Genomic DNA, 22,899 nt, shown 5'->3' with positions numbered 1-22,899 from the left:
TTTAAATTATTTGCCAATAAATAGTTTGAAGAGAAGGCTCTTGATCGTTCAATCAAAAAATAGGTGAAGTAAAAAAATGGTAAAACATTTTCATGGAAAAGGGCAATGAATCAATTCAGAGTTTTAACCCATTTTTTATTAGAAAATAAAGTACCTTAGTCAATTTTTAAACACTGCGATTCAAGTTGTGTCCTAGATGTTGGCAATGGAAAATTAGGATTGTTCGGTGCGAAAAACACATAAAGTTTCTCCGTAAATATCAAGCAATACAGTATCTAGTGAAACAAAACAAGAGCTGAGACGTATGAAAATGGTGCAATACCGTATTTACATCCTTAACGATTAATCAGCCATCCGAGACGAAGGAACTAGGTGATGCACTTGAGGGGAAAATTGGAGAAGAGATTTTTCTATTTATATACTGGGGAGGCAATGGCAGCAGTAATTTTTTTCATCATTAGTTTCATTTGGAATAAAGTCTTTGCCCATTTGCATTTATATTCGCTGTACTCTTTTTGGATTTCGTTTTTTCTGTTAGAGTTTCTCTTATTTCAGGGTAGTGTGTATTGGTTTGCAAAATGGAAGCGATTAAAAAAAGAAAATACTGTCATAACTCCTGCTTATATCGTCCAGCGATTAAAAAATATAAAGAAATGGAATACACTGTTTATCATCATTTCGCCTTTCATGTTTTTTGTCGATCTAGTCAGATGGTATCCGTCGGTACCTGCAACAGGATTGTACATAGCGGGATTTATTTATGTTTTTGCCATACTTGAGTATATAAACTATTTTCATATTCAGCTTTCATATGACAATTTTTCTGATATGAAGTACCTCTTAAAGTCGAAAAAGCTGAAAAATCGTGTTTACGTAAAGACTTTGAAAGATTAGGATAAAGTATAAGATAGCGGAAGGAAGATTATAAATGATACATATTCTGCTTGGCGCTTCACCTTCGGGGAGTTTAAAAATGGTCTTAAGGGATTTAGATGTGGAGAAAAAAGAGCGCGTCATTTCTTTTTGGGAAACATTCTCGGTAGGTCCGATCTGGAGACTGCATGAAGACATTGGAAAAGAAGCGAGATATAATTGGATAAAAAATAATTTGACGGATGCATACAATGAGTTTCATGAGTATGAACAAAACTTTCAAAAAACAGTCAATGAAATAACAGCAATTCCAGAAGGATCACCTATTATGATATGGATTTCTGACAACGCTCATGAACAGACCGGATTGCGATTTGTTTTATATCTATTGAAGAATAAAAATAATGACATCTTCCTCATCAACACGACAAAGGTATATGGCGAGCTTTTTAAGAAACGAAAAGAAAAATATACTGTTTTGGATACAGGTGAAATTCCTCCTGAAAAGCTCCGATTCATATATGAACAAAGTAAAAATGAACCGCCTCTTTCCCAGCATGAAAGAGAGAATTTTGAAAAGGAATGGCTCGTTCTTGCAAATACTCGCGAAGTATTGCGAATTTGGCAAAACGGAACGATACACAGCGTTTCGGAAGATTATTATGATCTTTTCATAATAAACAGAGCGAAAAAGCTGCATAACGAAATGAAGACGAAGGATTTTATAAAATCAGTTAGACTAATCGGTGAAGTACTGGGGCATCTAGACCAATATGTAGGAGATGAATTCTTGGAATATCGGCTAAGAAAGCTGATTGAAAAGAGAGCTTTTGAAATGGAAGGCAGTCTGGAAGCTATGGCCTTCTATAGTGTTAAATTGCGATAGGAAAGTGGTGAAATATGATTTACGCCATTATTTTATTTATTCTTGCTGGTTTAGCTGAAATTGGCGGAGGGTACTTAGTCTGGCTATGGATACGTGAAGGAAAACACTACTTGTACGGAGTTATTGGTAGTATGATCTTGGTTCTATATGGGCTGATCCCTACTTTGCAAAACTTTCCTACATTCGGTAGAGTATATGCCGCTTATGGCGGCGTGTTTATTATTCTTTCTGTTTTGTGGGGATGGTGGGTCGATAAAAAAACTCCTGATATTTACGATTGGATCGGAGCAGGCATTTGTTTAATTGGAGTTTCCATCATGCTTTGGGGTCCAAGACATTAGACTGTCCATTCTGATAGGGATTTTTAATAGAATAGCTGCAATTAAATAATGTGCGAGTGAGTAAGCTTTCTCGGAACATATCGAGCATGAGCAAGACAAATTCCGTATAGGGAGTATGGCATCCTAATTAATTGACAGTTTTAGCGTTATGCTGAATGACTTTTTTCCGGTGATGCCGATAATGTGCGATTTTTTAATAAAGGCTTCAGCTTGCCGTTACACTTCAGAGATATTACAGGCTCTGAATAATGGCAACAAGCGTGGCAGGAAGGTGCAATCAAAATGATTTTTTTGTTTTATTTGAATAACAGATCGCTCTCATTCCCGGCCAATCCAACGAGTCTTTAAAAAATGGACGAAAATCTCCTTAATGTCAAGCGATTGCATTTTTTTTAGTATATAAAAAGATTGCTCGCGATCTTAGGAAGCCCCTGCTGTTGAATTGGTGAAGCGAGGAATTCAATTTTTTAGAAACTTTTATAGGAAAAAAACGTTAATACATATGTAAGGAATATAAAAAAAACGGGGTGTGCTCATGATCTGGGCGTTGGTATTGATTATGCTTGGAGGAGTGTTAGCTGGTTTTTTGCATGTTTGGTTGAAAAAGCGGATATCCTTTTTTCCGTTATTGGTGATAGAAATCGTACTGTTATCTGTTCTTGCAGTCTATTTATTTATAGCATATGAATTAGGTTTTACAATTAGAGCGATGTCTAGCTTTGGATACTCTTTTCTTATGTGTTTAATCACGTTTTCCCATGAATCGGGTTACGATAAAATAAAAAATGAAGCAAACAGAGTGGAAATTGAAAAGATTGAACTCAATAAACATTCGAGTCGGGTTTGGGTTGATGCGGCATTTGCGATGACATTCATTGGTCTATCTGTCTTATATTTTGTTTTCAATTCATACGATTCTGTTTGGTCTCTCATTTTGTTATATACGAATGCTGTAATGATTTGTCAATTGTTAAAAAAAGCTGTTCTTTATCGAAACCTTGAAGTGTATTTCAGTAAAGAAACAAATTGTATTTACATATTATCGAACATCAAAGCGAAACGATATCCGCTTTCAGAACTTTCGGAAGCAAAGCTCGAGTCAAATGTTGATGTACTTAAATTATTCCCATTATTTACGATGTTTTCAACAAATGAAGATTTCACGACAAGTATGGGAAATACATTAAAGCTAGTATTTTCAGGCGAAACTGTCTATTTTAATGCTAAAAACACTTCTTGGCTTGCGACCATTGAAAGCCGGGAAGAAAAGGAACTACCGTCGGAAATTGCACAAGTTGAAGTGCTTCCATTTTATCATAAAAAAAATATAAAGAGACTTCTCGGCAAAATGTACTTTGCCATTTCCGTCAAAGGAGTCGGCGCCTACACGACATTGACTGTTATCTTATCACTGCTAAAGGTTCCTATTTGGGCGATCACGATTGCGGTCATTGTTTTTTGGATATTTAATCTTTACATTTCTGATCGATTATTAAAAATTGCATTAGACGTGAAAGAGATAGATGATCCAAATGTTTTAGCTGTTGCAGACAAAGTGCTAAGTCGGGCTGGAATTTCTGATGTGAAAGTTTTTCAAGCAGAGGCGAATGAATTAAACGGTTTTGCAGCTGGGGCAAACATCGGTCGATCAATGATCGTATTAACGTCGGAAACGTTAAAGCTTCCGTTGGAAGCAATCGAAGCGGTTTTTGCTCATGAAGCTGTGCATGTAAAAAAACGGGATGTCATGATCGGTCAAATTATACGTATACTTGCGCTTTTAGTAATTGCTTTGTTCATTTACTGGTTATACCATTCTTTTCTATTAAGAAATGAGTCTCTTCTTTTTTACATTGTTTTTGCTCTTATTTTCTTCTTTCCTCTTATCCAGTCTCTTCTTTTGCAATGGATGGAAGTGCGGGCAGATCATTTAGGGGCTATATGGCTTGACAACGGAAATGATCAAATGGCAGACGGTTTAACTGCTTTAGCTGTAAAACAAGATGAGTTGACATACAAAGCACAACGCTACAATTTAAGTAATGAAGAAAAAAATTCCTCGATCGAGCGGGATTCATGGTTTTTCAGATTTCTAGAATTTCAATTTATGATCCACCCGCCAATGTATTGGCGTATTCAATCTTTAAAGGAAACTGGAACGGAATGGAACATGAAAAAAATACGAAAGTGGTGGAAAGAGCGTTTTTACGAATCGCTTCCTGATAAAAAGAATAAAATGGAAAGCATGTGAATCATTTTTATCGTTTGAAATGCTTATTAAAAATTAAACGATAGAAACATAACCCCCATACGAGAAAATGTGACGAATTTTCATATTGAGTCGGCATTTTGAGTGCCGGCTTTTTGTATTTTATGGGTATCCGTTGATCATAATCTTTTTGTCTTTACCTTTTCCAAATGCCGGGAAAATCGTAATGAAAGACGAAAACCAATTTGGTCGCTAGCAGTCAGAGTGAGAAATAGAAGAGTATTTGTCAATCTTTTTTTCTGCAGATTTGACCACATAATTTAGGAAAATGAATGTGTTTTTTTCTACAATAAGTAGATAACAATTATGATAATGAGATGCTACAATCAACTTAAAGATAATTCAAAATATTAAGTAAAAGAGAGGTGTTTCAGATAAATTGCAAACGCTTACTTAAAATGTGAAATACAAAAAATTTTTGATGAGGAGGTCTATAATAATATGAAACGGATTAACCCAATGAACGTAATTGACAACAGCCGCATTCATTCATTCCATATTTGGCTGATTTTCTGGTTATTTATCGTTATTATGTTTGACGGATTTGATGTTGTCATTTACGGTGCTTCTGTCCCGCTGCTTATTAAGGAATGGGGAATTTCGGATGTCACTGCCGGGGCTATTGGCAGCTATACAGTTGTCGGAACAGCAATCGGTGCTGTTTTGTTTGGATTGCTATCGGATAAAATAGGGCGAAAAAATATTATTTTGTTGACTACGTTCTTGTTTAGCTTTTTCACGCTGCTCGCAGGTTTTGCAGCAAATCCTGTCTTATTTACGATCTTTCGTGTCATTGCAGGTGTTGGTCTGGGCGGAGTTATGCCTAATGTCGTTGCAATAGCAACTGAATATTCACCGCGACGGGTTCGCACAGCAATTGTTTCATTCATTTTTTGCGGTTATTCTGCAGGAGCTATTCTGGCAGCGCTTACAAGCAGGCAGCTCCTTCCTACAGTTGGATGGGAGTCAGTATATTGGGTAGGCGGAATTCCCTTATTGTTCATTCCTTTCTTGTTGAAAAGTGTTCCAGAATCCATCGACTTTCTTTTGGAAAAAGGAAAGGAAGAAGAAGCTAAAAAAATTCTTGCCAAAATTGAGCCGGGAATTAGCAGCGATGGGGAATTTGAAAAAAAGGAAAAAGTGAAAGAAGCGGGATCGCCTATTGTCAGTTTGTTTGAGGAAAAACGTGCATTCAGCACCGTTATGTTCTGGATTTCCTGCTTTAGCGCATTTGTATTAATTTATTCCATGAATACATGGCTGCCGCGCCTTATGATGGAAGTTGGCTATGATTTAAGCTCAAGCCTTGCATTTACTGCTGTCATGCAAATTGGAGCGATTGTCGGAACAGTTGTTTTCGGCCCTATAGTTGACCGGCTAGGCTTTAAAAAAGTGCTTGTTCCATTGTTTTTCTGTGGAGCCATTGCACTATCTTTAATCGGTTTTGCCAACAGTACATTCATCGCTTTTGCCCTGATTTCTGTTATTGGTGCAGCATCCGTCGGGGTTCAAAATATGGCGAACGCATTCGTTTCTCAATATTATCCTACTAATATGCGTTCAACAGCTGTAGGAAGTACAATGGCATTTGGCCGTTTAGGCGGAATAGTTGCCCCTACATTTGTCGGGATTTTACTTTCATTAAATTTACAGCCGCAATATAATTTTGCAGCTATTGCCAGTGCAGCAGTGCTTGGCGGTTTAGCAGTATTGTTCATTCAAGAGCAGCATTCAGTCTATTACAAAGAGAAAAAACAATCTGAGATAATCAATGAAGATGTAGCCGTCGAAAAATAATTTTTGTAAAATCCCGAGGAGATATTTTCTTCGGGATTTGAAATTATTCTTAGCGGTAAAGCGATTTGTAAAAAATAAAGTCGCTCAACTTTGGAAGGGGAAAGAAAAATGCCAATAAAAATAGAGCATCTGTTAACTGCCAGCATAAAGGTAGAAGAGCCGATTATTATTGGTGATGTTGGATTAGGGATAAGGAGGGTTATTCCGATTATTGGTGGAAGATTTGAAGGCCCTAACATAAAGGGAAGAGTACTTTCCGGAGGAGCCGATTACCAATTAATACGAAAAGATGGGCTGACGGAATTGTTAGCCCATTATACAATTGAAACAGACGACGGAGTGCCTATTTATGTAGTTAATAAAGGATATAGGCACGGACCGAAAGAAATTATGAATAAGTTGATTTGCGGCGAGGAAGTTCCACAAGACTCGTATTATTTTAAAACATCTCCCGTTTTTGAAGTAGGTAATAAAAAGTATGATTTCCTTAACAAGATGATATTTGTAGGAGAAGGAATTAGAAAACCGTCCGAAGTACAAGTAGCATTTTATCAAATTCTTTAATTCATATGTTATCGGCCTTTTATCGATTTGCAAAAACAGTGAAAACCGGAAATCTGGATGTATTTGGCGAAAAATTGAAAGAGATGGAAAAAGACTTAAAAAAACTAGCAGAAATGTATACTGAAAGAACAAAAAGCCTGCTAGAATCCGTGACGAATGAGGATCTAGATCGCCAAGTCGATCTTTCCAAAATTTTTGGAGCGAAAATGTCTGGATCGCAATGATTGCAAACTGCGATGGATCATGAAATCCACCATAAAGGACAGCTGTTCGTCTATGTGCGGGAAATGGGGAATACGGCCCTTCTACGTTATGTGATGCGCGGTTGATGAAATGAACCAGATGATCATCGAACTGATGTCATCTGGTTTCTTTCAGAACTTTGTTTGTGCGGAAGGCAAAATAAACCGATGTCCCTAGTATGACAATTAAGAAAATATAAAGCGGGTAGACTCCAAGTCCATCTGCTTTTCCGAGTGCGACTTGAGCGGTTCGCCAGACCCCGAATAAAAAGAAATAAACTATTTCTGCTTGCAATAAACGGATGAAAATCCTTCCTTGATTATAAAGAAGCTTTTTTTGTTCTTTTGTAGCATTGTACTGATAATAAAATGCGTCGGGAATGCGGGACAATAATGTTGTCAAGACAAATATTCCTAGTCCTGTAAAAGGCAGAACAAGAATGAAGCCTTTTCCGCCGAATCCATCCGGTTCGCCTTTGAAATTGAAATGCCGTGGTATAGTATCCGGCAAATGCTCCCAAATGAAAATGACGTAAATGAACATTGCTGAAAGCCCAATAATTGAAAGTGTCAAAAGAACATTTTCAATTTTCTTTTTTTTCTCCACAGAGAAAACCTGGTATTATGTCAATAATATGGACACAAAAAATTAAGATTTTCACTTTGAACTCTACCGCGCTTTCGCTTGGTGGCCTCTAGATAAGATTGAGAGTTTCACTCGCAATCTTATCTAGAGGTTGTAATATCTTGATTCCTACTGTAATAGAGTTTTTCATACGCAATAGGAGACATATAATTATTAGAAGAATGAATCCGTTGATCATTATAAAAACTCACAATATATTCAAATATGCTTTGTTCCGCTTGCTTACGAGTTTGATAGTCTTGAAGAAAAACAAGTTCTTTCTTGATTACGCTATGAAACGATTCCATGCAAGCGTTATCGTAACAATTTCCTTTTCTGCTCATACTTGTCTTGATATGATGTTCACGTAATAACTTTTGATAATCTTTAGATGCATACTGGCTACCGCGATCTGAATGATGGACCAACCCTTCCTTAGGTGGTTGAGTTCTTATTGCTCGTTCTAATGCTGTTATTACTAACTCTTTGTTCATTCTTTTACTCATATACCAACCAATAATCCGCCTTGAAAACAAGTCCATTATCGTAGCTAAATACAGCCATCCTTCACGAGTCCAAATATACGTAATATCCCCAACCCACACTTTACCTGGTTTGTCTACTTCAAACTGTTGATTTAATAAGTTCGGATAAACTGGCAAGTTATGCTTCGAATTGGTTGTTGCTTTATACTTTTTCATAGTTTTTGAGCGAATATTGTTCTCACACATAATACGGCTGACCGTCTTTTGTGAGACCTTCGTTCCTTGTTCGTTAAGTACCTTTGTAATTTTAGGACTACCATATAGGCCTCTTGATTCTAAATGTGCACGTTTAATCTTAGCTGTTAGCTTTTCTTTTCGTTTCTTTTGTTGACTCTTTTCACGCTTTTTCCAAGCATAATATCCACTTTTTGCAACACCTAATACTTGGCACATCTTCGCTACACGAAACTCGTGTTGGTGTTTTTCAATGAAGTCATATATTACTTCTGGTTTTTGGCGAAGATGCCCATAGCCTTTTTTAAGATTGCGTTCTCTTCCTCCAAATCCTTTATACGCTTATTTAATTCACGCATAGCTGCATCCTCAGGTTTTAAGTTGCCACTCCCAACAAAACTATTTACTGGATCCTTTTTATAATCACTCACCCATCTATGTAAGGTTTTTGGTGAAATATCTAGTTGTCTAGCCGTTGCTGTAATTTGTTTTCCACCTTCTAAAACTAATTTTACTGCTCCTTCTTTAAATTCTTTATCAAATCGCTTTGCCATTATGGCCACACTCCCTTGAATTATTATATTAACTATAAACTTCTCAATTCTGTGTGTCCATAATTTAGACTAACACCAAACTCCGTTTTTCCATTATCGATGTTTTCATACGTATTCACCGTTTGTTGTGTTTCATTTAATCGCAGCTGCAGGATTCTATTACTCATTTACATCCCAAGTAACTGTAAAGCTTCCTTTCAGTTTGTCGCCTGTGACGATGATATGGTAGATGCTTTTTTCTGCCGCTTTGATTTGATATGTGCTTTCGTCGACTTCTTTCATGGCGACAACGTCACCGTCTTTGTTCAATACATGAAAACCATGTCCGCCTCCGTTATTGTTTTGAATTTTAACGGAAAACGTAATCGTTTGACCTTTTTCCGCATAAATCGGAATGGCGTGTTCTCCGTGGAAATAGTCGAAAAGTGCGATATAGCTTGAATTCCTTTTCCATTCGCGCCAATCTTTTTTTACAGTAAAATCCGTGTTTAAAATAATACACAAAATAAACGGAGCACAGATTGCAAAAATATATTTAAAAAATGCGTTTTTTCGCGCCATGTATGTTCCAAAATAAAAAACTAATGAACAAAGAGCTCCAACTGTTCCGCCAACAATCACCATCATCCATCCGAAAGGCAAAAAAAAGAGATATCCTGCCAAAACGTAAAAGGCAATTTTAATGGTTCCAGTGATTTTAGGAATTTTCACAGCCAGCAGGTCAATAAAAATAGAACAAATTATTCCGTATCCGTAAAAAATGCTCCAAAGAAAAGGGTTATTCAAATCTTTTGAAACTCCATACAATTCAAAATCAGCTGCAATGAAAAAAACAGTAAAAAAAATAAACAGCGAGAATCCGGCGCCGGTGAATTTGGGTTTAACATAAGAAATAGCATTGAGGATATTTTTTTGTAAAAACACTAAGTGATCACAGCCTTATTTTATTTTCTCAATATTATGTTTATTATAACATTAATTTTTCTCTGTACATTGACGTTGCGTAAAGGTTTATGATGATCTTGTCAGGAGGTGAAAGGATGGAATATACGGTAAAACAATTAGCAGAATTGACCGGAGTTACAACAAGGACATTGCGATATTACAATGAAATTGGGCTTCTTATGCCAGCGAAAATCAATTCATCCGGATATCGCATATATGGGGAAAAAGAGGTTGATAAACTGCAGCAAATTCTTTTTTATCGAGAGCTTGGAGTTGATTTAGATACAATTAAAAAAATCATCAATTCACCATCCTTCGACAGCATGAAAGCTTTAAAGGAACACCGCGAAAAGCTTCTTGCAAAACGCAGGCAGCTAGATTCATTAATCGCAAATGTGGAGAAAACAATAGCGGCAAAGGAAGGAAGGATCACGATGAGCGATAAAGAGAAATTTGAAGCTTTTAAACAAAAATTAATTGAAGAAAATGAAAGAAAATATGGGCATGAAGTTAGAGAAAAATATGGAGGCGAAGTCGTCGATCGATCTAATCAAAAACTGAAAAACATGACAAAAGAGCAGTTCGAACAGCTGAAACAGCTTGAGGAAGAGGTCTTGAATACACTGAATAAAGCATTTGTAACTGGAGATCCAGCGAGCGAGCTGGCACAGAAGGCAGCTGATTTGCATCGTCAATGGCTCTGCTATTTTTGGGATCATTATACGAAGGAAGCTCATAGAGGAGTAACAGAGATGTATGTAGCAGATGAAAGATTTAAAGCGTATTATGATAAAAAACATCTTGGAGCAGCGGAATTTTTAAGAGATGCAGTTCGAATTTATACCATGAATTGAAAAGAATTTTTTACAATTCGGTCTTTGGAATGCTTTCTTTGATGAACCATATTTTAATTCTGTGACATCAACTACCCATTTTTCATTTGGCTTTTCCGCTGTGAATTCACGATTCAATATATTTTCTGCAACATGTTGAGGAGTAGATCGCTTATAAGATTTCTTCTTTTTTCGAATAACAGATTGTATACCGGCAACTTTCATCAGTCTTTATGATTGAAGTTCTGACCAAGCTTTCGATTTATATTCAACGTCATCCGACGGTAACCATAGATGCCGTCAACTTGTTTTTTGCAAAATAAAAGTGCAGAGAATTGCAAAATCCTTATGCAGTGATTTGCAATGGGGCTTTACATGGAGGAGGAGCCATGATAACCTTTTTGGTTTTGCCAAAACTGTTGAATCTGGCGCTTGGCTAAAGAATCATGGCTACAGAGGATCCATGTCAAGCCCTTGATGGATAGATCACATATCTGTATATTTATTCAAAATTTTGAAAAAGATATACTGCAACACTCTGTATTTTTTTCTTGCAGAAAACAGTCAACTTTCTCATGGAGAACTTTCATCTCTTTTACGATTTCTTCATTCTGAAGTTCTCGGGAGGAAGGCGAACGTTTTAACCGCTTATAGTAAGCAGCTCGTGAAATACCGGCGATTTCACATAATAAGATTATGCTTAGGTTTTCTTTCTCATGAAGTTCCCGGATTGCGATATACTTGTCTTCAAAACGGATTTGGTTTACTTTCGCCTCCTTTCGATTTCCTCTAACTTTTTAAAAATAGATTCTCCGCACGTAAGCGTTCATTTTCTCTTTCTAACTTTTTCATCTCCAGTTTCATTTTTCCTTCTGGAGATAACTTTGCTTCTTCTTTTTTTCTTCCTCGTTTGTCTTTAAGCGCTTCTTCTCCACCATTTTCATACTTCTTCACCCATTGATATACTTGTTGATAAGAAACTTCATAAGTCTCTGCTGTTTTTTTTTATAATCTTTTCCGTTCCCTAAACAATTAAGCACAATTTGTATCCGTTCATTCCAAGTCGTTTTTCTTCCTTTAGTCATAGAGCTTGTCTTTCCTTTCGACGTAAGCGTCAAATACTCAGCACCTTCTAGTTGTGAATGTTACATGAGATAATCTCCATAGAAAAAATGCTGGAGGTTATGCTATGAATGATGCTGACAAAAGAATAGAATGGAAATCCAGGTATGATGCTTGGAAAACAAGTGGATTGAGTGCTTCTGAGTGGTCTCGCATCAATGATGTAAATATACATCAGATGTACTACTGGATTCGAAAGTTTCGAGAGGAAGAAATTTCTACGAACGAGCATCAATCAAAATGGTTGACGGTGGATGTCCAAGAAATCTCCTCCCATCATACGGGTCAGGAATCTGTCCTTATTCATTACGGTGCACTGTCCATCGAAGTACGTCCAGGCACCGATTTGAATCTACTTTCCGATGTAGTGCGTGTGATTCAAAATCGATGATATCTAACGCAAATTTTGAACGAGTGTACCTTGCACGTGGAAGCACCGATCTCCGGAAATCGATTGATGGTCTCGCAGTCATCGTCAAAGAATGCTTCGATTTGGATCCATTTTCCCCTTGTTTATTTGTTTTCTGTAATCGGAAAAGGGATAAACTTAAAATTCTACAGTGGGATAATAATGGGTTTTGGCTCCATTATCGAAGATTAGAAAGAGGAACTTTCAACTGGCCATCTGAACAAGAAGGAGTGCCGATGGATATCAGTCCTCGTCAGCTACGCTGGTTATTAGATGGCTTATCCATCGAACAAAAACAAGCCCATCCCACAGTGAAAGCACGCACGATTCTATGAAATTAAAAAACTTGAGAATCCGACTGGTCAAGCCGGATTCTTTTGCGTATACTGGAACTATGAAAAACACGGACACAAAAATTCAGGAAACAATTGAATACTATAAAGCGCGTAACGAAAAGCTTGAAATAGAAAAGGAAGCTTTGGAAGCGAAGCTAAAATGGTATGAGGAGCAATTTCGGTTAAGTCAACAACGTCGTTTTGGTTCTTCCAGTGAGAAGACCAATTCAGACCAACTGTCCCTTTTCAATGAAGCTGAAGCTACCGCAAATCCTGATGATGAAGAACCGACGATTGAAACCATTACATATACACGCAAGAAGGAGCGAAATCGTCGAGATGAAAAACTAGAAAACCTGCCTACTGAAACGGTGGAATACCGTTTGCCAGCTGAGGAACAGGTTTGTTCGTGTTGCGCTGGACCTCTACACGAAATGAGTACGCAAGTACGCAGAGAAATAGAAGTTATTCCAGCACAAGTAAAAGTGAAAAAGCATGTCCAATATGTTTATAGTTGCCGTCATTGTGAACGCCATGAAATAGAAACGCCTATTGTCACGGCGAAAATGCCGGCTCCTGTTTTTCCGGGAAGTCTGGCATCTCCATCGTCAATGGCTTATACGATGACGCAGAAATACGTTGAAAGTATGCCTTTGTATCGCCAGGAAAAACATCTGGAGCGATTTGGCATATTCATTTCCAGGCAAACTTTATCCAATTGGATTTTGTATGGAGCCGACACCTGGTTGAGTCCTGTTTACGACCGAATGCGTAACCATCTATTGAATCAGGATATCCTCCATGCGGATGAGACCACCTTACAGGTTCTTTCAGAACCTGACCGACGAGCGACTTCCAAATCATTTATGTGGCTTTATCGGACAGGACGAATGGGGCCTCCAATTGTTTTGTATGACTACCAGCGAACCCGTGCATCCAAACATCCTTTACGATTTTTGGAAGGTTTCCGTGGATATTTACATGTGGACGGGTATGCCGGTTATAACGGAATCCCTGATGTCAGTCTGGTCGGTTGTTGGGCTCATGCCAGACGTAAATTCACAGAAGCTTTGCAGGCTCTTCCTGAATCGGCTAAAACTACTCACGTTAAAGCCAAAGAAGGTCTTGCATTCTGTAACCAACTTTTCTCGATAGAACGGGATTTAAAGGACGTTAGTCCTGAAGAACGTTATAAGAAACGTTTAGAACGCAGCCAACCGGTATTGGAGGCTTTTTTGGCATGGCTTCATGAACAAGCCCCAAGAGTGTTGCCAAAAAGTGCACTTGGGCAAGCCATTAAATATTGTCGTAATCAATGGGACCGTTTAGTAGCTTTTTTAGAGGATGGTCGTTTAGAAATTGATAACAACCGCGCAGAACGATCCATTAAACCGTTTGTAATCGGGAGGAAAAACTGGCTGTTTAGCAATACCATAAAGGGGGCTAAATCCAGCGCAATCATTTATAGCATTGTGGAGACTGCGAAGGAAAACGGATTAAACCCATTCAATTACCTTAAATATTTATTTGAACAGCTTCCAAATATTAATCTGACTGACAAAGAAAAATTAGATCAACTCCTTCCTTGGTCCACAACAATTCCAGAAGAATGTCGTGTTCCTAATAAAGCTAAATAAATCATAACAATAGTCCACATCTAAAGGTAGGTGTGGACTATTTTACGCTTACCTTTCGACGTATCCTTTAAATCTCTATGGCTATTATACTTCTTCATCCATCGTTGAAGTACCGATCTACTTGAAATACCATATGTCCTGACAATCTCGTATTGTGAGAACTCACCAGATAAATAATCTTTTACAGTTGCTTCCTTAAAACCTTTCCAAGAATTTAAACGTTCTAAACCCTCTATTCCAAATTCCTCAAATTCATTTATCCATTGCCTTAAAGAATATTTAGTAATTTGATACCTTTTACAAAGCTCTTGAATAGTACATTCTCGGTTTTCATATGCAAGTAAAACTTCAAGTTTGAACTCTGTAGTATATTGCTTATACATAGAAAAACTCCCCCTAAGGTAAAACAGATGTTTTATATTTTAATCTGTCTACCTTAAGGGGAGCATATCATGAAAGATCAGCCTCTTTATTTTTTACTTAAAACGTATGCGCTAAATCTTTTGCTCTCGCAATTGCGTTTTGTTTAATTTCCTCTGCTTTTTCAGGTTGAGCAGCGTGTCCTTCTACAAACAAGCCTTCAAATGAAGGAACACCGAAAAATTGCATCACAACAGCCAAATAGCGGTGACCCATTTCCATTTGAGCTGCTGGACCTTCTGAATAAATGCCTCCACGCGCTTGAATATGCAGGGCTTTTTTATCAGTCAATAACCCAACAGATCCTTGTTCAGTGTATTTAAACGTTTTGCCTGCAACTGCAACTGCATCAATATATGCTTTCAAGACAGGCGGAAATGAAAAATTCCATAAAGGTGTAACAAAAACGTATTTATCCGCTTCAATAAATTGTTCACAAAGCTCTGAAAGACGTCCAACTTTCGCTTTTTCCTCGGAAGTAAGCTCATCTAAGCTTTTTCCGGATCTCAGTTTCCCCCAGCCATTTAATACATCAGCATCGATTTGGGGAATATGTTCTTTATATAAATCAAGGTGAATTACTTCATGGTCAGGATTCGCTTCTTTATAGGTTTCGATAAAAGCCTTTCCTGCTGCCAAACTGTAAGATTGGGTGTCATCAAGTGGATGTGCTGTAATGTACAATACTTTTGTCAACGTAAACCTTCCTCTCTTGGTGCAATTTTAGTTTTTTAGTGAAAAAATAAAATTTATAAATTTTTATTTTGAAAATATTTATTTCGAGATAATTTTATAGGAATTTGTTTTAGATTTCAAATGATTTGTTTGTAAAAAAATTTATCCAATTTTAGTAAAATAATTTGTTTTCAGCTGTCTAATTTGTTTTTCACGTCTTATCGGTCAATAAACATGGCTGATCTACGAATGAGACTTGATCAGTTATTTTTGATTTTGAACGCTTTCGTCGTGAAAACCGTTTTTCATCCATTTGTTTGGAATATAATTTATTATTCCCTGTAATGTGAAGCTTAGCTATTGCCATTTTCTCCTCAAATGATAAGGCAGTATTTTCTTTATGGAAAGGCGGAGTAAATGCCCGTTTCTTAAATTCTTTTCCAATAATCCCATCGTCCTTCATTTATTTCTTTTTCGATTGTTTTAATATATTTCTTTAGTTCAACGGGCATCTCGTCATTTTCCAGCTCATCCATTGTAAAAGTAATCATTTGCGCACCGCTGAAATCCATGACCTGTACAACTCTTTGCCGACCTTTAAAATATGTTAGCATAATGTGATATCTACCCATTTCGTTTCACCCTATTTTTCGTTTTTTTATGGGACCAATTGAAAGAATGTTGGATCGTTTAAACGTTCGGAAAGTTTTTCGAAAGTGGCAGTAAGCGCGAATGTATTTATCGTTAAAGTCTTTTACCGTAATCAATCTTTCAGTTATTACCCCTTGATCGGTCATGTAGATCATCTTTAAAGCAAAACCGTACTTTTTGGCATTCAGCAGCAAACCGTTCATGATTTTCACCTCACAAAAAAGAACATTTGTTCTATTTTTATTATATGCGAATATATGTTCTGATATGAAGAAGAAAATTTTGGAACGATTCATTTTTTTGGGCATCTTTCTTTAGAATGGAATGGCAAAGATTGAAATCACATGGAGAAGGGAATGCTGTTTTTTTCGAGAAGCGTGCAAGTGGGGAAGTTAAAATCATTTTAAATAAAAAATAGCTGTCAAGCGGGCCTCTATATCGATGATTTATTGACAACACATGCTGTCTTGGAGTGCGTATGTAAAACAAATCAGCTTAAATTTAAGAAGCGAGGCGGAGTGCTGTGTTGACATAACTCATCTGCTCCAAGGATGGGGAGAAACTAATCTTATTTACTATATAATACGGCAAAATTTACATCCCATTTAAATAGAACTGATGAAGTATCATAAGCTGCCAAAGCTTGTTCAGGTAGTGTGTTCAATAGTGATATTTAGAAATGATAGATATCGAGTGTTTCAAATTGCAAGATGTATGTTTAATAAAATCAAGATTTTTCTGCAAGCACTAGCTTCTAAAATGAAATGCATTTTTAATTGAGGCTGTACAGAGAGTCAAATCTCCATTGAAAACAAAAAATCATAAACTTTCAAAAAGATGAAAGGGGGCGTCAATAAGCCGATAAAACGGCTTATTAGACAGCCCCCCGCCATTGTCCGCACATTCCTTCATTAAATTTTTTGCAGAGCTTGTCTGACATCTTCTTTTAAATCTTCGATATGTTCTATGCCGACAGAGAAGCGCACGAAGTTTGCCGGGATTCCTGCGAGCTGCATTTGTTCTTCGTTCATTGTTCCTTCCCACATCGCTGCTGTATGTACAACGAGAGACTCGACTCCGCCAAGGCTTACAGCGTTAGGAGGAAGCTTTAATGCGGAAACAAAGCGCTGTGTTTCAGCATAACCGCCCTTAATGGAAAAGGCAATAACGGCACCAAAGCCTTTCATTTGCCGCTTAGCAAGCTCGTGCTGCGGATGGCTTGGCAGCCCCGGATAATATACCCGTTCAACTTGAGGCTGATTCTCAAGAAATTCGGCTAACGCCAAAGCGTTCGCGTTAATCCGTTCGATCCGCATAGGAAGCGTGCGCAAGCCTCTCAGCAATAGCCAACCATCCATTGGCGAAAGCACTGAACCGATGGAAATATGCGTATTCCAAATACGTTCAGCTAATTCCTCGTTTGTGCAAATTACGCCAGCTGTCAAATCATGATGGCCGCCCATGTATTTTGTTGCACTATGGACAACAACATCAACCCCAAAGTCATGTGGACGCTGATTGATAGGGGAAGCAAACGTATTATCTGCGACAACGATAATTCCATGTTGGCGGGCAAGATCACACACTGCAGCTAAATCTGTCAATACCAATGTAGGATTGGCAGGCGTCTCAACCATAATAAGTTTTGTATTCGGACGAATTGCCTTTTCAAACGCAGAAGTGTCGGATTGGTCAACGAACGTCACGTCAACACCAAATTTCGGCAGCAGCTCATCCATAATTTTCGTTGTGCTCATATAATGATTTTTTTGGGCAATCACATGATCGCCTGCTGCTACAAGCGATAAAATAGTTGTCGCTATCGCTCCCATACCAGAGCCGGTTACTAAGGCTGTTTCAGTTCCTTCAAGATCTGCTACAATTTTTTGAACCCGTTCATGCACTGGGTTTCCGTAACGTGTGTAATATCGCGGATGACGAGGTGTTCCAGCAATTTCAGAAAATTCGCTTGCACTATGTGCCTGGAATGTTGCGGAATAGTAAATAGCAGGATTGACTCCTTTTTCGTCCGTTATAGAATCGTCGCCATGGATGACAATTGTTTCATCTCTGAGTGCTTGAGGATTCCGTTGTTCTTGTTCATTTCTTTTCATTATTTATTTCTCCCTTAAATCAAAGTAATTTTATAGATATTATATATCTATTATTAAAAAAAATAAAACTAGTTTGAGAATTCATTTTTGTTCATTATATGATAAAACAGTATGAAACTTTTCGTTTTGATAAGAAAGGGTGCTTGAAAAATGAATTATACAAAACGTTTAAACGAGTATTACGCCGTGATTTTCACATCGGAAAGAACAGAAGGGGACAATGGTTATGAGGAAATGGCAAAGGAAATGGATCAATTGGTGTCCAAACAGCCCGGTTTTTTAGGAGCAGAGAGTGCAAGAAATGAGAATGGGTACGGAATTACAGTTTCATATTGGGAATCATTGGATGATATCAAACGCTGGAAAGAAAATGCTTTGCATAAAGCGGCGCAGGATAAAGGCAGGAAGGAATGGTATAAACGTTATACAATCAGAATTTGCAAAGTAGAAGAGGAAAGGGTTTTCCATATTTGATAGATACTATAGCCCAGAAGAATGGCCGCTTCCCTAAAAAACCAAGGGAAAAGCATGAGACTAGGTTCATAGTAACTTCGCAAAATGTTTTGACATAGCGCTGGATTGGTGAGAAAAAATTGCATATTATATAATGAAGTAAAGATTGTTCACTATTTGTGAACATTAGGATTGCGCAACTTTTCATTTTAGCTTAACACTGGAGAGAGAGAAAAATGTTAAAAAACATAAACAGCATAATGGAAAAGATGCTTCCTTTTTTAACCCCGTCAAGTGTTGTGATCGGGATTGTATTTTCAACTATATTTGACGATTTTTCTCAGCTTGTTCCGTGGATTTTTGCTTTTATTACGTTTGCGGGCAGTTTAAATCTTAGTTTTCATGCGTTTAAGCAGGCTCTTTTGCATCCGCTGCCGATTTTCGTCGTTCTTTTGCTGCTTCATCTTTTCATCCCGCTTTGGGCGTTTGCTGTCGGCCATCTTGCTTTTCAAGAAGACAGCTTCACAATCATTGGTTTAGTTTTGGCCGTGATCATTCCAACTGGTGTTACAAGCTTTATTTGGGTATCAATCCATAAAGGAAATTTGGCTTTAGCTCTTGCTGTTATATTAATAGATACGTTTATTTCTCCTTTTGTCGTTCCTGCCAGTTTATTAGTATTGGTGGAGAGAACGGTAGAAATCGACGTATGGAATATGATGTCTGGCTTATTTTTCATGATTATCCTGCCTTCCATTTTAGGAATGCTTGTAAATGAGTGGACGAAAAAAGAATTGAAACAGCGTATTGCAGCCGTTTTAAGTCCGTTTTCGAAAATAGCCTTATCGCTTGTAGTGATCATCAACAGCGCGATAGTAGCTCCTTATTTGGCGAACCCGAATAAAAAATTAATTTTGATTGGTTTTTTCGTTTTTTTGATTGCTACAAGCGGCTACTTTTTTTCATGGATGGCCGGGCGTCTATTAAAATTTCAACAGGATGATATCATCACTTTAACGTTTACGGGCGGAATGAGGAATATTAGCGCCGGTGCAGTGCTTGCGATCACTTATTTTCCGCCGCAAGTGGCGGTACCGGTTGTCTTAGGCATGCTTTTTCAGCAGGTTTTAGCTTCTTTTTATGGACGCATGCTTGAAAAAGTTTATCACCATGCGCTTACTGAAAAAAAGTATGCGGCAAATGCAAAATGAACGCTTTTATGCAAAAAAGCATTAATAAAACGTTATGTGAGCATCCCCTTCAATTAAGGCATTTCTGCCTATATTGAAGGGGTTTTTTAAGGGCAATTTCAGGCATTGATGTGTTAATTATTTTATTCGCCAATTGGACGCAGAACTGGTAAGGAGCATCAATAATGACGTTACATGAATCAGCATTTTTTAATAGTATTTTAGTAATATTCACAATTTTAACTATAAATTAACAAAAAAATTAACTTTTTTTTACAAGGAAAATAAAAGCAAATATAGAATTGCTTTGGTAAGCGTGCGCTAATAGATCCTAAAAATAAATTACAGAAGGTATTTAAACAATGTTTCGGCTACTAGTCTCTGACAAAGTGAACAATGAAGGACTGAAACCGTTGATAGAATCAGAAGCGGTTGAAGTTGTCCAAAAAAGTGTATCGGAAGCAGAAGATGAACTAAATCTTTTTGATGCTCTTTTGGTGAGGAGCAGCACAAAAGTAACGAAAGAGCTTTTAGGAAAGAGGACCTCTTTAAAAATTATCGGAAGAGTCGGAGTCGGTGTAGATAACATTGATATTGATGAGGCAACAAAGCAAGGAGTAATTGTCATTAATGCTCCCAATGGAAATACCATTTCGGTAGCCGAGCATACACTTGCGATGATTTCTTCTTTGATGAGGCACATTCCGCAAGCGAATATTTCAGTTAAAGCAAAAGAGTGGAATCGGTCAGCATTTGTTGGATCTGAACTTTACGGGAAGATCTTAGGCATTATCGGTTTTGGGCGCATTGGTATTGAAGTTGCCAAGCGGGCTAAAGCCTTTGGAATGAAAGTGCATGTATTTGATCCAATCCTAACTCCAGAGAGAGCAAATAATTTCGGTGTCGAAATGCTTTCTTTTGATGAAGTTCTTTCAAGTGCGGACATAATTACAGTTCATGCACCCCTGAACGAAAAAACGAGAGGATTGTTAAATAAAGATACATTGGCAAAAACAAGAAAAGGGGTAAGGATTATCAATTGTGCAAGAGGCGGAATTATTGAAGAAGAAGCTCTTTTAGAAGCTCTAGAAAATGGCCATGTCGCAGGTGCAGCGCTTGATGTTTTTGAAGTCGAACCGCCTATTCATTCAAAATTGGCTGATCATCCGTCAGTAATTGCGACGCCGCATATAGGAGCCTCGACAAAAGAAGCGCAGTTTAAGGTCGCTGCACAAATTGCCGAGGAAGTTTTGCGATTTATAAAAGGCATGCCTGTTAGGTTTTCTGTCAATTTTCCGCCCGTTGCACAGGAGGAGAATATTAACAAACAATTGATTTTACATTAAGAGTGCGGCTGAAAAACAAAAATTACAATTCCTTCTTGAATGGAATTTATATTTATTGGAGGATGATAGAGTTATGTATACAGAAATTCTCAGCGACAAGCTAAATTCGTTGAAGGAAAGAGGGCAATACCGTGAATTTATTACGATTAACCGCATATGCGGCCAGTATCCTTTGGCGAAGTTGAATGGCAAGGAAGATGAGCAGCCTGTTGTTGTTTGGTGCAGCAATGATTATCTGGGAATGTCCCAGCATCCTTTAGTAATTGAAGCGATGCAAGAAGCAATCCGGTTAAATGGAGCCGGTTCAGGCGGATCGCGGAACATAGGCGGCACACACTACCAATACACTTTGCTTGAATCATCATTGGCTGACTGGCACGGTAAAGAGGCAGCACTCGTTTTTCCGACCGGATACAGTTCAAATGATGCAACATTACAATGCTTATTGCGTCTGTTCCCTAATTGCATAGTGTTTTCCGACGAGCTTAATCATGCCTCCATTATCAATGGGATACGAAGTGCAAAAGCTGACCGCGCCATATTTAGGCATAATGATGTCGAACATTTGGAGGAATTACTAGCTTCCCAGCCGCATAATCGAGCCAAAATCATCGTATTCGAGTCAATATATTCGATGGACGGCGATATCGCACCGATTAAGGAAATTGTGAATCTTGCTAAAAAATATAATGCACTAACATTTCTCGATGAAGTTCATGCTATCGGTATGTACGGTCCTCGAGGAGCAGGAATAGCTGCAGAGCTTGGAGTTGCCAATCTCATTGACATTATACAAGGAACAATGGCGAAGGCGATAGGAGTGATAGGCGGGTATATTACTGCATCGGAATTGCTGATTGATGCTGTCCGCTCCTTTGCATCCGGCTTTATTTTTACTACCTCCCTGCCGCCGGCAATTGTTGCTGCATGCTATACAAGCATCGGGTATTTGAAATCTTCTGATAAAGAGAGAAATGAACTGCATAGAAAGACTAATCAGCTAAGAAAGATGCTCGTTCAGGCAGGTATACCGGTAATGCCATCGAGTGTAACACACATTCTTCCTGTAATGATTAGGGATGCAAAAAAATGTAAGGCAGCTGCTCAAAGAATGCTTGAAAAACATAAAATCTATCTGCAGCCTATTAACCCGCCGACAGTTCCTGTTGGTACAGAACGGTTTCGAGTCAATGTTACACCGAACCACACTGAAGAGCAGATGTTGCAGCTAACCGATGCATTAAATGAAGTTTTTTGCCACTTTAATATTCCATTTGCACAATCGGCCGATGTGTTCGCATAATTGGTTAGAGATAACCTATTACAATTCTGAGATAAGAGTAGTCCATAGTTTTTTGCCACCCTTAACGTATACAACAGAATAGGAGAGGATATTTATTCATGGATCATAATTTAAAAATTGTTGCTAGAAAGGCAACCATCAATGATGTTGACATGCTGATTGATTTAAGGAAGCTGTTGCTCAATGAAGGGGCAGGCCACTATGTTTCGAAATCACCCGAAGAACAAATGGCATGGCAGAAAAGCTATCGGAAATGGCTTATTCACAATATACCTGCAAATGAAAAAATGGTAATTGCTGTAGCCCACTATGATGGCGAAACCGAAATATCGGCCTGTGCTATAGGAATCATTGATGAACGTGCGCCGATGAAAGGATGTTTAAACGGACTTGTTGGGTGGGTGCAATCGGTTGTTGTTCACCCTGAACGGCGCCGTAGAGGGTTTGCAGAATGTTTAATGAACTATATTTTGGACTGGTTTCAGGCCAATAATGTTGAAAAAGTTATCTTACAAACAACACCGATTGCAAAAAATTTATATAAAAAGCTCGGATTTATTGATTCAGGCGAAAAGCTTTTAATAAAAGAAATTTAA

At 37.9% G+C, this 22,899-nt stretch carries 24 protein-coding genes and 3 pseudogenes; 17 read left to right on the top strand and 10 right to left on the bottom strand.

What is annotated here, in order from left to right; translation table 11 throughout:
* Positions 1-381 precede the first annotated feature (381 nt).
* The 8 genes and pseudogenes from NSQ41_RS15995 to NSQ41_RS15960 all read left to right on the top strand — a co-directional run bounded on the left by NSQ41_RS15995 (position 382) and on the right by NSQ41_RS15960 (position 7,059).
* Positions 382-899: pseudogene (locus NSQ41_RS15995) on the top strand (general stress protein).
* A 29-nt stretch (positions 900-928) separates the two neighbouring features.
* The gene (locus tag NSQ41_RS15990) at positions 929-1,759 is read left to right on the top strand and encodes a DUF1835 domain-containing protein (RefSeq protein WP_327848668.1); all 831 of its coding nucleotides are present in this window, start codon (positions 929-931) and stop codon (positions 1,757-1,759) included.
* 14 nt (positions 1,760-1,773) lie between these two features.
* Complete coding sequence (locus NSQ41_RS15985) at positions 1,774-2,100, top strand: YnfA family protein (RefSeq protein WP_044895977.1); 327 nt, start codon at positions 1,774-1,776, stop codon at positions 2,098-2,100.
* 535 nt (positions 2,101-2,635) lie between these two features.
* On the top strand, positions 2,636-4,351 hold the full coding sequence (locus NSQ41_RS15980) for a M56 family metallopeptidase (RefSeq protein WP_066247356.1): 1,716 nt from the start codon (positions 2,636-2,638) through the stop codon (positions 4,349-4,351).
* 459 nt (positions 4,352-4,810) lie between these two features.
* Positions 4,811-6,166 (top strand): aromatic acid/H+ symport family MFS transporter, encoded by a 1,356-nt coding sequence (locus tag NSQ41_RS15975; RefSeq protein ID WP_066247353.1) that lies wholly within the window; start codon positions 4,811-4,813, stop codon positions 6,164-6,166.
* A 108-nt stretch (positions 6,167-6,274) separates the two neighbouring features.
* A complete protein-coding gene (locus NSQ41_RS15970; RefSeq protein WP_339193297.1) occupies positions 6,275-6,730 on the top strand; it encodes a DUF3237 domain-containing protein in 456 nt (151 codons plus the stop codon).
* A gap of 38 nt (positions 6,731-6,768) precedes the next feature.
* Positions 6,769-6,954, top strand: a complete 186-nt coding sequence (locus NSQ41_RS15965) for a hypothetical protein (RefSeq protein ID WP_339193296.1) — start codon at positions 6,769-6,771, stop codon at positions 6,952-6,954.
* A gap of 12 nt (positions 6,955-6,966) precedes the next feature.
* Entirely contained in the window at positions 6,967-7,059 is a 93-nt protein-coding gene (locus NSQ41_RS15960; RefSeq protein WP_339195824.1) for a DinB family protein, read from the top strand.
* Between the two features lie 31 nt (positions 7,060-7,090).
* On the opposite strand, the gene NSQ41_RS15955 is transcribed toward NSQ41_RS15960, so the two are convergent.
* The 3 genes from NSQ41_RS15955 to NSQ41_RS15945 form a co-directional block, all read right to left on the bottom strand.
* On the bottom strand, positions 7,091-7,579 hold the full coding sequence (locus tag NSQ41_RS15955; protein ID WP_339210326.1) for a DUF1648 domain-containing protein: 489 nt from the start codon (positions 7,577-7,579) through the stop codon (positions 7,091-7,093).
* A gap of 119 nt (positions 7,580-7,698) precedes the next feature.
* Positions 7,699-8,870 (bottom strand): IS3 family transposase gene (locus NSQ41_RS15950; protein WP_249026639.1). Its coding sequence is split into 2 segments (ribosomal slippage): positions 7,699-8,612 and positions 8,612-8,870, totalling 1,173 coding nucleotides; the frame shifts between segments, so codons are not numbered across the junction.
* 159 nt (positions 8,871-9,029) lie between these two features.
* Complete coding sequence (locus NSQ41_RS15945; protein ID WP_311066466.1) at positions 9,030-9,656, bottom strand: hypothetical protein; 627 nt, start codon at positions 9,654-9,656, stop codon at positions 9,030-9,032.
* 254 nt (positions 9,657-9,910) lie between these two features.
* Between NSQ41_RS15945 and NSQ41_RS15940 the strand changes: the two genes are divergently transcribed.
* Positions 9,911-10,669, top strand: a complete 759-nt coding sequence (locus NSQ41_RS15940) for a MerR family transcriptional regulator (protein WP_339193293.1) — start codon at positions 9,911-9,913, stop codon at positions 10,667-10,669.
* Between the two features lie 51 nt (positions 10,670-10,720).
* Here the strand turns inward: NSQ41_RS15940 and NSQ41_RS15935 are convergent.
* Positions 10,721-10,879: pseudogene (locus NSQ41_RS15935) on the bottom strand (IS3 family transposase); the annotation flags it as partial.
* A 558-nt stretch (positions 10,880-11,437) separates the two neighbouring features.
* Complete coding sequence (locus tag NSQ41_RS15930) at positions 11,438-11,602, bottom strand: hypothetical protein (protein WP_339210323.1); 165 nt, start codon at positions 11,600-11,602, stop codon at positions 11,438-11,440.
* Positions 11,603-11,837: 235 nt separating this feature from the next.
* Here NSQ41_RS15930 and NSQ41_RS15925 point away from each other — a divergent pair, with 235 nt between their 5' ends.
* From NSQ41_RS15925 to NSQ41_RS15915, 3 genes are read left to right on the top strand one after another with little or no spacing between them, the layout of a single operon-like run.
* Positions 11,838-12,161 (top strand): hypothetical protein, encoded by a 324-nt coding sequence (locus tag NSQ41_RS15925; protein ID WP_063389610.1) that lies wholly within the window; start codon positions 11,838-11,840, stop codon positions 12,159-12,161.
* Positions 12,158-12,514: an IS66 family insertion sequence element accessory protein TnpB gene (gene tnpB, locus NSQ41_RS15920; RefSeq protein ID WP_063389611.1), complete on the top strand. Its 357-nt coding sequence runs from the start codon at positions 12,158-12,160 to the stop codon at positions 12,512-12,514. The genes NSQ41_RS15925 and tnpB overlap by 4 nt, the downstream gene beginning before the upstream one ends.
* Positions 12,515-12,573: 59 nt before the next feature.
* Positions 12,574-14,151 carry an IS66 family transposase gene (locus NSQ41_RS15915; protein WP_339211644.1) on the top strand — a complete coding sequence of 526 codons (1,578 nt, stop codon included), beginning with the start codon at positions 12,574-12,576 and terminating at the stop codon, positions 14,149-14,151.
* Positions 14,152-14,171: 20 nt separating this feature from the next.
* Here the strand turns inward: NSQ41_RS15915 and NSQ41_RS15910 are convergent, their stop codons facing one another.
* The 5 genes from NSQ41_RS15910 to NSQ41_RS15890 form a co-directional block, all read right to left on the bottom strand.
* The gene (locus NSQ41_RS15910; protein ID WP_339210321.1) at positions 14,172-14,534 is read right to left on the bottom strand and encodes a helix-turn-helix domain-containing protein; all 363 of its coding nucleotides are present in this window, start codon (positions 14,532-14,534) and stop codon (positions 14,172-14,174) included.
* A gap of 97 nt (positions 14,535-14,631) precedes the next feature.
* A complete protein-coding gene (locus NSQ41_RS15905) occupies positions 14,632-15,267 on the bottom strand; it encodes an FMN-dependent NADH-azoreductase (protein WP_311066462.1) in 636 nt (211 codons plus the stop codon).
* A gap of 407 nt (positions 15,268-15,674) precedes the next feature.
* Complete coding sequence (locus tag NSQ41_RS15900) at positions 15,675-15,878, bottom strand: hypothetical protein (protein ID WP_063386282.1); 204 nt, start codon at positions 15,876-15,878, stop codon at positions 15,675-15,677.
* Between the two features lie 6 nt (positions 15,879-15,884).
* The gene (locus NSQ41_RS15895; RefSeq protein WP_063386281.1) at positions 15,885-16,100 is read right to left on the bottom strand and encodes a hypothetical protein; all 216 of its coding nucleotides are present in this window, start codon (positions 16,098-16,100) and stop codon (positions 15,885-15,887) included.
* A 708-nt stretch (positions 16,101-16,808) separates the two neighbouring features.
* A complete protein-coding gene (locus tag NSQ41_RS15890; protein WP_063386280.1) occupies positions 16,809-18,014 on the bottom strand; it encodes an aminotransferase class I/II-fold pyridoxal phosphate-dependent enzyme in 1,206 nt (401 codons plus the stop codon).
* Positions 18,015-18,161: 147 nt separating this feature from the next.
* Here NSQ41_RS15890 and NSQ41_RS15885 point away from each other — a divergent pair, with 147 nt between their 5' ends.
* The 5 genes and pseudogenes from NSQ41_RS15885 (at position 18,162) to NSQ41_RS15865 (ending at position 22,899) form a co-directional block, all read left to right on the top strand.
* Positions 18,162-18,485, top strand: coding sequence for an antibiotic biosynthesis monooxygenase (locus NSQ41_RS15885; protein WP_063386279.1), 324 nt, complete (start codon positions 18,162-18,164; stop codon positions 18,483-18,485).
* Positions 18,486-18,700: 215 nt separating this feature from the next.
* Positions 18,701-19,675, top strand: coding sequence for a bile acid:sodium symporter family protein (locus tag NSQ41_RS15880; protein ID WP_311066461.1), 975 nt, complete (start codon positions 18,701-18,703; stop codon positions 19,673-19,675).
* A gap of 341 nt (positions 19,676-20,016) precedes the next feature.
* Positions 20,017-20,970 (top strand): annotated as a pseudogene (gene serA / locus NSQ41_RS15875) (phosphoglycerate dehydrogenase); the annotation flags it as partial.
* Positions 20,971-21,073: 103 nt separating this feature from the next.
* Entirely contained in the window at positions 21,074-22,303 is a 1,230-nt protein-coding gene (hemA, locus tag NSQ41_RS15870; RefSeq protein ID WP_144598213.1) for a 5-aminolevulinate synthase, read from the top strand.
* A 98-nt stretch (positions 22,304-22,401) separates the two neighbouring features.
* Complete coding sequence (locus NSQ41_RS15865) at positions 22,402-22,899, top strand: GNAT family N-acetyltransferase (protein WP_339210319.1); 498 nt, start codon at positions 22,402-22,404, stop codon at positions 22,897-22,899.

Source organism: Aeribacillus sp. FSL K6-8210 (assembly GCF_037963925.1).
GTDB lineage: Bacteria > Bacillota > Bacilli > Bacillales > Aeribacillaceae > Aeribacillus > Aeribacillus composti.
Note: the sequence above shows the minus strand (reverse complement) of the source record. Positions and strands in the feature narration are given on the sequence as shown.